This window comes from Variovorax sp. 05N34, assembly GCF_056397405.1.
In genome coordinates, this window is sequence record NZ_JBFTNI010000001.1 from 1 (window position 1) to 13082 (window position 13082).

Here is a 13082-nt window from a genome sequence, read left to right on the forward strand (position 1 = left end):
CGCAGCGGGCCACGGCTCATCGCCGAGCCCGACTACCCCTGTGAGGATCTACGCGATGGGACCGGGCAAGCCGGCAATTGGCGAAGTGATTGACGACGTGGGCTTGGTTCAGGGTCCGGTGGGCAATGGCGAGATCACGGACGACACGACACCGACACTGGTGGGCAAGGGTCAGCCGGGCGACACGATCGTCGTGATCGACAACGGCACGCCCGTTGGCGAGACGAAGGTCGACGAGGACGGCAACTGGAGCTTCACGCCTGATACGCCGCTGGGCGAAGGCAAGCACGAGTTCACGGTGGTCGAGCGTGATGAGGCGGGCAACGAAAGCAAGCCGTCGGATTCGTGGACCGTGATCGTGGACACGAAGAAGCCAGACGCGCCGGTGATCAGCGCAGTGATTGACGATCAAGGCACGGTGACGGGCCCGATCGCCGAGGGCGCGACGACGGATGATGCAAAGCTGGAAGTCCGTGGTACAGCGGAGTCGGGCAGCACGGTGACGATTTTCGATGGCGGTCAGGTGCTGGGGCAGGTGAAGGCTGATGACAATGGCAACTGGAGCTTCACGCCGGACACGCCGCTGGCCGAAGGGAAACATAACCTGACGGCTGTGGCGACGAACGCAGTGGGCACCAGTGAACCGAGCGGGCAATTCGGGTTCTCGTTCTTGCTGCCCGGACACCACGAGTTGGATTTCAGTAACTCAAACGTCGTTGGCCTAGCTCACAACTTCTACAACGCTGGTGATCGTCATGATGTAAAGATGGTGAATGGTGTAATGCGTATAGGCACGCATTCCCAAGTTCCGGGACAGGACCCGACGTCATTGCTCTATTACAAACTTGGAACCTCGGAAGATCGACCGACTGCCTTTTCGGTTGATTTCGATCGGATCGATCCGCAATACAACTATGTTGTGAGGGTCGTTGTCACCGAAACGAATGGAGCCTACGGGAATTCACAGGTATTAACTGTCTTTAATTTGGATGCTAAAGGTGCAAATCATATTGAAATGATCTTGCCGGAAGGCTACACGTTGCTAAGACTGGACATTCAGTTTGACAACGCATCTCCCGGTTTCGATATAACGGGTAGTTCTTACTACACTGCTGAATACCAGCCCGAAATCCGCGTCTCTGATGTTCTGACGGACGAGGTCGCGGTTTTCGAGATTCAGGACGCCGAGGATTCGTCTGATGCAGGTGCAACGGCAGATGCAGATGTCCCTGCTGACAGTGGCGTCGACGATCAGAAGCCAAGCTATTCCGATTCGGCACTCGACAGTGACGATCAGTCAGTAGCCGTGACCTCGACTGAGGGCCCGGATACAGCGCTTGATCTTCAGGGCACTGAGTATTCGACCGGTATGGACGGTGATGTTCATACTGAAAGTGGTGTGGACGTGTTGACGCTGACAGGTTCAGACTTGGTGCTGGATCTGGCGAACGTTGAAGTGAAGCTGTCCTCGGTCGAAGTGTTCGATATCACCGGCACGGGCGGCAACACGCTTAAGTTGTCGCTGGGCGATGTGCTCGAGCATGGCAGCCAGGACCTGTTCATTGCTGACGGCCGCACGCAAGTGATGGTCAAGGGCGATGCGGGCGACAAGGTCGCGCTGTCTGATCTGCTGCCTGAGGGAGAGGACAACGGCGACTGGACGCAACAGTCTGACAACACGACTGTGGATGGCATCCAGTATGACGTCTTCTACCACTCGGGTCTGAATGCCGAACTGCTGGTGCAGCACGGCGTCGAGACAACGCTGAACAACAACTGATCTCCAGATGGTCCGCGACGCATGACCTGCGTCGCGGACCCGGAATCACCAATCATTTAATCAGGCTCTCTGAGCAGCATTGCGCTGCCCCGGGGGACCGCTTTTGAACCAATCATGACTTCCAATCAAACCCTGATGCGTGCGCTCGCAGGCGCATTGCTCGTGACGGCGGGTACCTTGCCCGCCATCGCACAACAGACTTTCTCTAATCCGCAACCGCCGGTCACTCAGGCAGGCGCATCCGACACCACGCCGACGGTCCGTGCCGGTACGCAGCCTGGGAAGGTTTTCGGCCAGAGCTACGCGCCGGTCGGACAGGTCGGCCCTCAGCAGGCGCAGATCATCTACTACCGTGAAGCATCCGCAGGGGCAGGCCGTTCGGCCGCCGCTCACGTCTACCTTGATGGCGAATTGCAGACCGCGTTGCTGCCCAACGGCTACAGCGTCTTCTGCGTCAAGCCGGGCCAACACACGCTGGGTGCGTACACCCACGATGCGCCGCTGTACAAGGGCAAGAACGCTGGTGGATCGCGTGCTGAACTGAAGGGCGGCATGACCTACTTCGTAAAGGTCGGGCCGATTGACAGCAATGGCGCACCGGTGGTGGTGCCGCGCAACGAAGCCGAAGCCCAGTTGCAGGGCATGCGCGCCCAAATGCACGTGCTTTCCCGTGCATCGGCAGTTCAGGCGTGTGACTATCCCTCAGTCCCCGTGGTACAGGCTACTGCGGCGGCACAACCTGCCACGGCGAGAGAGTACACGCTCAAGGGCGACACGCTGTTCGCCTTCGGCAAGGCTGGCACTCGCGACATGACTGCCAAGGGCCGAGCGGAAATTTCGCACCTTGCTGAGCAGATTCTCGCGGAGAACGCCTCGTTGGAAGCAGTCACGGTGATCGGCCACGCGGACCCCATCGGCCCGGACGCAGCGGCGCAGAAACTTGGCGAGCAGCGTGCGATGACGGTTCGCCGGATGCTAATCGAGCATGGTATTCCGTCGTCAAAGATCACAGCGGAAAGCGCGGGCAACTCCAATCCGCTGGTCACAGAGTGCAGCGGCACGATGCAGCAGAAGATTGCCTGCAACGCACCCAACCGCCGCGTGGTGGTGCGCGTGAATCTTTCCCGTCCAGCCTGATAACGGGACGCGGGCGCTGGCCTTTGGCGAGCGACCTTCCTGGATCGGGAAGGTCGCCGTACCCACTGTACCCTTGACCCCGCCTTTCACCGCGCGCCTCCGGTAAACGGTGACGGTCCAAACACGGAGTGTCGCGATGACCAAACAAACAGCCACCCCTGCAATCAAGGTACTGCTCGCCTATGCGGCGTTGCGCGACAAGGATCAGGAATTCTTTAACAGGGGACTCAATGAGTTTGTCTTTGCGGCCCCGTCGCGCAAACATGAGTTTATCGAGCAGTGGCAACGAGCGCTCGCGGCTACTTGTGAAGCGCCGATACCGTCGATACACACAACTGATCGAAGGGGGCCGGGCAATAAATGATGTCCGGCTCGCTGGGCCGGCAACCTGTCAATAAGGCTTGCTCCCTCAAGCCTGGCCGGGCTGATGTAAGTGACCAGCGAGGCCGCCGATGAACATCTCGCAAGCGCTCGACAGGTGAGCGCCAATGAGGCATCGTGTCCGGTCAAATTTCATTGCCGCTGTCAGACAAAGCATCATCGCCAAGTATCGGGCCGCAGGCGTGTTGTCTGTCCCTACCCAGGAGTAACCCATAGTGACTACCCCTTCTGAGCACGCGCATCCCAACCCCACAGACTTCCCTGCACTGTTCGCGCGAATGCGCTGCGTCGTTGAACCTAAAGTCCAGCCCCTGGCGGCGCCGTGGCCGTCCTTTGTCCTGTTCTTTTCATGGAGTGATGGGCAGCGGCGGGCCGATGTCGTGAGCGCAACGGCGCCGACATTTGCCCTGGCCTGGGACGCCGGCATGGCGCAGGCGATGCAGGCTGCCGGCGCCACCGGAATGGCCGTCCAGTGGCTTCGGGTGGACTGGGTCGATAGCGTTGAGGCCATGACTTGGGACGCGCTGCGGGACCGCCTGGCACAGACCAAACGCAATTATTTTCGTTGCGGCCTGTCGCTGGACAGCGATTTCAGGCAGGCCTTCCTGGAGACCGAACTGAATGCCAGTGCCATGCTCTATGGTGGCCCGGCCCAGGCGCATGCCATGGTGAACACGAAGAACTTCGAACGATATGCCGCCAGCCGACATCAGCTTGCCAGCGTGGATTTCGAGGGCGGGCGGGATGTTTATGTGTTCTCGGCCCGCGGGGCGTTTGCAAGCCGGCAGTCGCAGGAAGTCCACCTCCTGCACGGGACGGGTCTGAATGCCGGACGCCGCATCATCGCCTCTCTCCAGCCGGCAGACGTCCGGGCGCTCGTTGCATCTGGCAGCCGCTATCTGGCCAGCCAGGTGCAGCCAGGCGGGCGCTTCCACTATGGCTGGCATCCCTGCTTCGATCGGCCCATCGGCGCCTACAACAGCCTGCGCCATGCAAGTTCGGTCTATTCGATGCTCGAAGCCTGGGAGGTGACCCGGGACAGTGAACTCAAGACAGCCATCGATGCAGCGCTGCATTATCTCGTGAACGATCTCATCCGACCGATGGAGTTGCCCGGCGGCGCCCGGGCTGCGTTTCTGGTCGAAGGGCAGACCGAAATCAAACTGGGCGGAAACGGAGTGTGCCTGCTGGCGCTGGTCAAATACAGCCAGCTGACCGGCTCAGGCGAATATCTGGCGCTGCTCGAACAACTCGCGACAGGCGTGCTCTTCATGCAGGATGCGGGCACCGGCAAGTTCATCCATGTGCTGAACTATCCGGACCTGTCGGTCAAACAGCCGTTCCGGATCATCTACTACGACGGCGAAGCGGCCTTCGGCCTGATGCGCCTTTACGGCCTGACTGGCGATGCGAGGTGGCTCGCCGCGGTGGAAAAGGCGTTCGACCATTTCATCGAGGCGAAACACTGGAAAGCGCATGACCACTGGCTCAGCTACTGCGTGAACGAACTCACCCGTCACCGGCCGCTGGAAGCGTATTACAGATTCGGGATCCAGAATTTCGCCAGCTATCTCGATTTCGTGATCGAGAGGGTCACGACGTTTCCGACCCTGCTTGAATTGATGATGGCGGCCGAGCAGATGATCAGCCGCATGCAGCAGCAGCCCGGGCTGGGGCACCTGCTCGCCGGGCTCGATCTGGATAAATTCTTCCATGCACTGCATACGCGGGCAAAGCGCCTGCTGGACGGCTATTTCTGGCCAGAACTCGCCATGTACTTTGCCAATCCGGGCAGGATCACCGGGAGCTTCTTCATCCGTCATCACGCTTTCCGGGTCCGCATTGACGACGTCGAGCACTATCTGTCCGGTTTGGTCGCCTATCTGAAATATCTGGACGCGCAGCGGCCTTCCTCATCCTCCACGCCCGCGCGGGAATGGAGCGCCGCCGGGATCCAGGCGGCCACCCAGGGGACGTGGCTTACGCCGCCGCCAGCGGGGTGGACGGCGAGCGGCCTGTGCATTTACGCGCCGGCCATGCAGGCCGGAAACGTCGTGGTCGCCCGGGTCGGTGAGGCAGACCGGGGGATCCCTGTTTCCGTCATCCGACAACTGAAGACGCGGCCCGCGGGTGTCATCACGAGCCATCCTGATGCGCAGGCCCAACTTGAGGATGTGCCGGTGCTGCATGTCGCCGATACGGGTGAAGCCATTCTTGCGATGGGGGCCTACGCACGCCGGCAGATGAGCGGCACCGTCCTGGCGGTGACGGGGAGCGCCGGCAAGACAACGCTCGTGGCCATGCTGGCGGACGCCCTCAATGCTTACGGCGAGACCGCAGCGAGTGCGTTCAACGCCAACCTCCCACATGGCGTGAGCTGGAATCTTGCATCAGTCCCCTGGGACGCCCGGCACGTCGTCCTGGAAGTTGCCGTCGGCAACATGCGGAAGAGCGCGGCCATTGCCCGCCCGGACATAGGCATTTTTACCAACATTCAGCCTGCCCACCTCGGCAAAAGCAGCACAGTCACCGATATTGCCCGGACCAAGAGCATGATCTTCGAGGGCATGTCTGCGGGAAGTGTCGCGGTGCTCAATCGCGACATGCTGGAATGGGAGACCGTCCGCCAAGAGGCCGTGGGACGAGATCTGAGAATCTTTGCCTATGGCACGAGCGCCGGGTGCGAATTTCAGCTCGTCGACCATGACGCGTCCGGGCAGCGGGTTGTTGCCCGTATCAGGGGGCGCGATATCACCTACCCGATCGGGACCGCAGGCTCGCACATGGCGCTGAACAGCCTGGCCGTTCTCGCCGCCATCTCGGCGCTCAACTATCCTCTCGAGCCCGCGCTCGAACGAATCGCAAACTTTGCTGCCCTGCCTGGCAGGGGAGAGGAGATTGAGTTGACGCTCCGCGGACGACACCTGACTGTCGTTGACCATGCTTACAACGCCAATCCCGGTTCGATGCAGGCCGCTTTGGAACATTTGAGGGATATTAAGGATGCCCCCAGACGGGTCGCTGTGCTGGGCGAGATGGCGGAACTCGGCCCGCAGGCGCCGCTGTTTCATGCCGAACTCGCTGCTGTCGTCGAGCGTTGTGCGGTCGATCGCGTCTATGTCATGGGCAAACTCTATGCCGACTTCTGGGAACTGCTACCGGTCGCGCGCCGTGGACGCTACACGAATTCTCTCGACGAGTTGAAGGGCGCACTTGACGACGAACTCGTCGACAGGGATGTGGTGCTGCTCAAGGGATCGAACAGTACGGGCGTACATCACATCGTGGCGTGGATGAAGGCGTGTGCGTAAGCAGGCCACCTTGACAGCCCGGCAAACAATATACCTGTCCGGCGCGCTGAATGACTCGGAGAGGTCAGCCCGTTTCCCATGATGGTCGCGCCTCAGAGGGCAGTCCGCGCGCGGCAGGGGAGTGGAACGCACGAACCGTGTCGGGCGTAGGAGCGCGTGCCGCCCGCGCGCTTGCACATCATTGGTCATTTCTTTTTTAGACAACCTGACGGACCCTTATTCATGCAATCGCTTGTCCGATACTGTCGGCGTTTGTCGCACCTTCTGCACTGGAGGTTCCGGCGGTTCCTGTTCGTTGCCTTTGGCGTTTTTGGCGTCATCGAGCCGAGTCTAGGGGGGCGGCCGAGGCTGGGGCCGTTTGAGGCTCCACGGCCTGCAGAGCTCAATATCCCCGTGGGAAATGAGCCTTTCGATGCCGCGCAGGCTCTGAATGGTTCCTTCAGTTCACCAGAACAGTGTGCACGGGTGCTCGACAGCCTCTGGGTGGAGGTCAGTGGTAAGGGGGATTGCATCCGGTACTACGAGCATGGACTGTCCGGCGGCGAAAATGCCACTGTCCTTGTATATTTCAGCGGCGATGTCATGCTGAGAACCACGAAGGGTGTCAGGCACATTACATCCTCCTACCAGTCCTTTTCGCCCATGAAGATTGAGAAGGATATGGCTGACTGGTCCGCTGATGCCGGCCACCCCGCGCTCTATCTTGCGCGCCCGGGTATCTATGGCTCCTCTGGCGACCATAACAAGTGGCGTACACATCGCGAGATCGAACTGATGGACCGCGCACTGGACCTGCTCAAGGTGCGCTACAACATCGCGTCATTCATCCTGATCGGACATTCCGGTGGTGGCCAGATCGTCGCGGCGCTCCTGAACAGGCGTCGGGACATCGCGGCATCGGTGCTTTCGTCCGGCCTAGTTTCCATGAAGCAGGTTACCGCGTATTGGGAATTTAGGCGTGAAATCCCTGGCCGACTACTTTACGACGCCCAGAGCTATTACGATCCCGTCGACGAAATCTGGCGCATTCGCCGGGATCCGCTGCCGGAAATCTACGTGATATCGGATCCAGAGGATCGTATTGTTCCCTTTTACAGTCAGCTTTATTACGTCCGCCGCCTGCGTGCCCTCGGCCTCAAGCCGCATCACATCTACGCCTATGCGCCCGGGCCGCAACGTCACCTGCTCGCCGGACACGCGAAACGCGCCGCAGCGCTCTTTGCCCAGGGCAAATCAGCGGAGGACATCCGCATGGCGCTTGCTGAACTTGATCTGCCGCAAGTTGTAAGCCGCGATAAGCTACACCCGGCGGCGGAGCATGGTCAGGCGTTGTCACAATGAGGAGCGTTGTCCCGCAATGGGGTGAGCGCGCTGATCGTGGGCTTGCGCGGGGAGCGCCTCGCGCAGAAACAGGGGGCGAAATGGACAGCATCGATCCAAAACGATTCGGCAAGGTGGCGGTGCTACTAGGCGGCGTGTCCGCTGAGCGTGAAGTGTCGCTCAATTCTGGCCGTCTCGTGCTACAGCGTTTGCGCGACGCGGGTGTCGACGCACACCCCTTCGATCCGTCTGCGCGGGCGCTGTCGGCGCTGAAGGACGAGGGCTTTGCTCGCGCGTTCAACGCGTTGCACGGCGGCTACGGCGAAAACGGCCAGATTCAGGGCGCGCTCGATTTCTATGGGATTCGCTACACAGGCACCGGGGTGCTCGGTTCGGCACTCGGGCTCGACAAGTTCCGCGCGAAACTCGTATGGCAGCAGTTGGGCATTCCGACGCCGCCGTTCGAGGCTGTGATGCGCGGTGACGATTACGATGCGCGCGCGCAGGCAATCGTCGCGCAACTCGGCCTGCCGCTTTTTGTGAAGCCGGCGAGCGAAGGCTCGAGCGTCGCGGTGATCAAGGTGAAAGTGGCCGGGGCGCTGCCCGCGGCGATCGCGCAGGCGGCAAGGTTCGACACGATCGTGCTGGTCGAGAAGAGCATTGAAGACGGTGGTGAATACACCGTGTGCATTGTGGGTGATCTCGATCTGCCGGTCATTCTGATCGTGCCGGCGGGCGAGTTCTACGACTACGACGCGAAGTACATCCACGACACGACGCAATACCTGATTCCGTGCGGACTGGCCTCGCAGGAGGAGATGCGCCTTAAAGTGCTCGCGCGCCGAGCGTTTGAGGTGCTCGGCTGCAGCGGCTGGGGTCGTGCCGACTTCATGCTGGACGGTGCGGGCAATCCGTACTTCCTCGAAGTGAATACGGCGCCCGGAATGACCGATCACTCACTGCTGCCGAAGGCGGCGCGCGCTGTTGACATCAGCTACCGGGAACTGGTCCTGAAGATATTGTCACTCACGCTGAAGGATGACAGGATCGATAGCTGAAGCGACGTTCGTCACCCGGTTGCACCGGCAGGAGGTCCGGCTGTTTCGCCGCCTCGCGCTGCATGGAAACGTAATGGACTTCGACGCGCCGGAGGGCACCTGTGTCGTCCCGGAAACTCGAAGTTCTGGAGGGGGCAAGGCAGGACAAGCGCTCCCCGATTTAGTGACATGGAGGCCTGTGTGCGCGCCTCATGTTCCCGGGACGGGCTGCGTTGCCCTGTACCCCTATTCAATCGCTAGAAAAGCGTCTATTTCATTGTTTCGAACACCGCTTCGGCGAACAGCACGCTGGATGACCTTGAGAATTCGGGTGTTGAATACGGCGCTCGTCTGGTTGCCCTTCCAATCGTATTCCGGCCAACCATTCAAACTCGCCACAATGCCGTCTTCTGCATCCAAGGATTGCATAACAACGCTGAGGAAAGGAAGACCACGGACAAGATCATCTTTGAATATTGCACTGCCGTCGGTATAAGTCGCAGATCTAAGGTCGTATGGAAGCTGCATGCTCCGATCAGCTTCGTCCATAAAGCTCGCCAATCGGCTCCAGAAGTCATAAGGAAAATTCTGAGAAAAAACCCGCGACTGCATTTCCTCCATGCTTGCAGGCAGTGGCTGCGCTACGACCATACGCGATTGGTTCACTAGATTAATATCTATGTACGTGGCAGATCGAAAACGTGCACTTTCAAGAGGATCACGAAAGCCAAGCAGGTTATATGCTTTTCTGATCGCATACGTCTGTCTTGCCACGTTCTCAACATAGTCGGGAATTTCATTCGGAAAGAACATCCTGTTGATCCGGCAATGCGTTCTCACCGGAAGGCGTAAAAAACCCGAATATTGCTACCGGGTAATTCGTATTATTGTTAAGGACGCCTGCGCGTTTGCATTTTGAAGCCAAAACAGTCCACTAAAAAGCAGAGATGGAAGAATTGCAATTCTTCTAAGTTTCATTAGAACTTTCTTTTACCTTTCATTAAACAATGATGTGACTCAGAGATTTGTAGCATTCACTGAGCAAATGCAGCATATCAACTCAAAAACAAACTGGCGGCGCCTCACGTGCTGCCAAAAAATTAGGACAAGTCTGAAACAGAAATTTCTGATCTATGAAAAAATATGGAATGTAATGGGAGGTATTTTTGCAACGCTAGGGGATCTGCTTAATCGCGCCCTATCTCTAGAATAAATTGGTAGGCCAGGTTGGACCTTGAATTCAGACAAGTAACAGAGCACGAGACCTCACCGTATGGGCCTACCGTTTCGGTGGCAGGCTTGGGCGACGGTCATGCACCCGGGGATGAGCTTTCCCCGTGGCTAGAGCCCGTGCTGACATCCGCATCGGCTGTAATCCGATCAAAGCCTTTTAACGGCTTTGATGGTGTAGAGATTTGGGGCAAGGGGGCCGACAAGGCTCTGCGGCCTGGATCTATGACGAAGCTGCTGACCGCCTATACCGGGCTGCTCTGGTTAAAGAGGCTGAAGGCTCTCGACGTCCAACTAGTGTGTCGCCCCGAGGACGCCACCGGGGGCTCAGCTAACAACCTCGTGGCCGGGGATATCCTTCATGTGGACGACGCGCTTGCCAATATGGGACTTCCGTCTTCTAATGTAACTACCTCCGTGTGGGCACGGACCATCGGCTCGATGATTCTTGAACAGGAGGAGAAGAAGGGAAGTGGCTTGGCGCGATTCGTCGCCGAGATGAACACTGTAAGTAAGGCACTTTGCATGAAGAACAGCCGTTGGGGCAACCCCTCGGGCCTGGACGGCGGAAACAACTTGTCCAGCGCCCGTGACTTAGCACTGTTATGCGAAATCTCGGACCAAAATCACCCCGAAATCTCGCGGATATGGTCGAAGGCAAAACTGTCAGTGACCGTCGGGGGGCCTCAAGCACGGAAAATCGTTATTGCGCATTCGGCAAACTTCATTCGAAACAGCAGCCATAACGTGACTTGGGGTAAGACGGGGACCACTCGCGCCTCGGGTTGCAGTCTACTTTGCGAAGTAAAAGCGCCGAAAGGCGATCGTTATTACTACGTCGCCTTCGGCGCGCCGACAAATGCTGACCGCTACGCCGATGCAAGTGCGGTGCTCGACGCGGCTGAAAAAGGCATCGACTGGCCGAATCTAGTGCCAGTGGTCCGCCGTCATCGGAATCGTTGAAAATTCCATTCTGCGCGGAACGGAATAGCCTTCTGCGCGCGTGCGAATGGTTGCGCTGCTGGCTGCGTAGGACCCATGGTGGCCAAGAAAGACGAAGCGCCCTGACGGATTGTGGATGACTTCCCGTCGAGCGATGATGCCTATTTCTTGAGCACTTCCAGCCCTGCGCCCAAGTCCTTGTTAGCGTTGGATATTCCTGAATGTGTGCGGAAGAGCGCTAACAACGGTTAACACAACGGCGCCATATTAAATACTGTGCCTAACAAGCTGCAAATCGCACATATCCGGGAATTCATCTACCATTTCCGCACGTGAGGGCAATCGCCATGACCTTGGACGAATTCGGCGCGGCGCTAGCCGCCCTGCGCCGGAGGGTCTCCGACTTCTGCCGTATGACCGGCCTGCACCGCAATACGCCCTCGCGCTGCCGCACCGAAGGCGCGGATATCCCCAATGGGTGCCCAAGCATCTGCCGTTGCTGCTGAAGTTGCAGCGCCTGCACGGCGCCTATTTGGTGCCGGCAAAACCCGGGCGCGGTGCCGCCGAGCCAGACCGGGACGGCAAGGCGTCGAGGCAAAGCGCCCCATGAGCGAGACCACACTCGACACCGCGACCGCGCTGCTCGCCGGCATGCTGTACCTGGCTGCCGTGCTCTACGCCGTCGCGTTTTCGTTGAAGGCGAGGCAGACTCATTGCCGCTTTTGGATCGCATGCGCAGCCTTGATGGGGCTCGAGCGCGGCAATCTGGTCCTGCCCCTTCGCTCTCATGCCGCACTTCTCGCGCATCCTCGTCCTTACGTTCCTCCAGGGCACGGCCAGAACCAGAGAGTGCATGCGGCCAGAGCACTCCGTGCGCGGCCTCTCCCGGGAGGACCCGGTATGCGGCGCCCAAGCGCGGAAGTAGCCCTTTTTGGTCCATTCAAAGAATGGCCGGCGCGTTGGCGGGTAGAAAAGAAAAACGGGCCGAAAAGGCCCGTATTTCATAGCTATGTGGCGGAGCGGACGGGACTCGAACCCGCGACCCCCGGCGTGACAGGCCGGTATTCTAACCAACTGAACTACCACTCCTGACTAACCCTCGACCCACGCGAGTATGCCTGCCTGCGCTTTGTCTGTCACGTGTCCCGTATGTTGCGGGCTTATTTGATTGAACCTGCGCAGATGACAGCGACATCCGAGCACTGACCAGTGCGCAAGCCGAGTGGCGGCATCGAGATCAACATCGGTCCGGTTCGGGTTCGGCCGCGCGGGATATCGACGAGTTGGGTCAGTGCCTCGTGCTCGGCGCGCTGATGAGCGCCGCCAAGTGATCGCGTGGCGGCATTGTCATGTTGCCGGTGACGTAAGCTTGATCGATACAAAGAAGAGGTCGCCGTATCACTGTCATCGGCCTCCTGCGAGTGAGCGTCTCGAGCCTCATGGAGCTGAGCTGATAGATGTTTCGCGGGCACACCAACTCGTGGCGTGACGGGCGGAGTGGGCTGCTGCCGGTTTCAAAGACCCCTTGTTAAGGTGTCTTTGAAACGGGAGGTGGTTCACGCGAACGAAAAGGCAATTCAGCCTAGAGTTCAAGCGTGAAGCAGCCATGTTGGTGGAGGAATGAGGGCATGGCCGTGCCGCAGGCTGCCCGTGACGTCAATGTGCACGAGAAGGTGCTGAAGGCGGCGACCCAATGCGAAGCATCGTCTCGATGGCGAACGGCGGGCGGCCAGTCTTTGCCCTCGGGCTGAGTGGCTCGACGATCTGCATCAACGCGCGCCAGGGCGCCACCCGATCCATCTCGTCGAGGATTCGCGCTTGCGCGTCTTCTTCGTCGACATATTCAAGCCCTGACCGAGCTGCGTCCGGCGCCTCACGCGTTTGGAACTCATGGCTCCAGATCACGCAAGGCCCGGGCTTGTTTGCAGACCATCCTAGTCCCCC

General features: G+C 59.3%; 8 protein-coding genes, 1 tRNA gene and 1 pseudogene. 7 read left to right on the plus strand and 3 right to left on the minus strand.

Annotated features, from left to right (window positions below):
- The 6 genes from AC1DMA_RS00005 to AC1DMA_RS00030 form a co-directional block, all read left to right on the plus strand.
- On the plus strand, positions 1 to 1780 hold a 1780-nt coding region (locus tag AC1DMA_RS00005), incomplete at its 5' end, for an Ig-like domain-containing protein (RefSeq protein WP_478142847.1).
- A gap of 114 nt (positions 1781 to 1894) precedes the next feature.
- A complete protein-coding gene (locus tag AC1DMA_RS00010; RefSeq protein WP_478123446.1) occupies positions 1895 to 2917 on the plus strand; it encodes an OmpA family protein in 1023 nt (340 codons plus the stop codon).
- 136 nt (positions 2918 to 3053) lie between these two features.
- Positions 3054 to 3281 (plus strand): hypothetical protein, encoded by a 228-nt coding sequence (locus tag AC1DMA_RS00015; RefSeq protein ID WP_478142848.1) that lies wholly within the window; start codon positions 3054 to 3056, stop codon positions 3279 to 3281.
- A 232-nt stretch (positions 3282 to 3513) separates the two neighbouring features.
- A complete protein-coding gene (locus tag AC1DMA_RS00020) occupies positions 3514 to 6609 on the plus strand; it encodes a UDP-N-acetylmuramoyl-tripeptide--D-alanyl-D-alanine ligase (RefSeq protein WP_478142849.1) in 3096 nt (1031 codons plus the stop codon).
- A 393-nt stretch (positions 6610 to 7002) separates the two neighbouring features.
- Complete coding sequence (locus tag AC1DMA_RS00025) at positions 7003 to 7950, plus strand: alpha/beta hydrolase family protein (protein ID WP_478123443.1); 948 nt, start codon at positions 7003 to 7005, stop codon at positions 7948 to 7950.
- An 80-nt stretch (positions 7951 to 8030) separates the two neighbouring features.
- Positions 8031 to 8987, plus strand: a complete 957-nt coding sequence (locus AC1DMA_RS00030; protein WP_478142850.1) for a D-alanine--D-alanine ligase — start codon at positions 8031 to 8033, stop codon at positions 8985 to 8987.
- Between the two features lie 225 nt (positions 8988 to 9212).
- Here the strand turns inward: AC1DMA_RS00030 and AC1DMA_RS00035 are convergent, their stop codons facing one another.
- On the minus strand, positions 9213 to 9779 hold the full coding sequence (locus tag AC1DMA_RS00035; protein WP_478142851.1) for a hypothetical protein: 567 nt from the start codon (positions 9777 to 9779) through the stop codon (positions 9213 to 9215).
- A gap of 537 nt (positions 9780 to 10316) precedes the next feature.
- Here AC1DMA_RS00035 and AC1DMA_RS00040 point away from each other — a divergent pair.
- Entirely contained in the window at positions 10317 to 11159 is an 843-nt protein-coding gene (locus AC1DMA_RS00040) for a D-alanyl-D-alanine carboxypeptidase family protein (protein WP_478142852.1), read from the plus strand.
- Between the two features lie 991 nt (positions 11160 to 12150).
- Here the strand turns inward: AC1DMA_RS00040 and AC1DMA_RS00045 are convergent.
- Together AC1DMA_RS00045 and AC1DMA_RS00050 are read right to left on the minus strand one after the other, a co-directional pair.
- Positions 12151 to 12227: transfer RNA gene (locus tag AC1DMA_RS00045), tRNA-Asp, on the minus strand.
- A gap of 603 nt (positions 12228 to 12830) precedes the next feature.
- A pseudogene (locus tag AC1DMA_RS00050) lies at positions 12831 to 13030 on the minus strand (transposase); the annotation flags it as partial.
- Positions 13031 to 13082 lie beyond the last annotated feature (52 nt).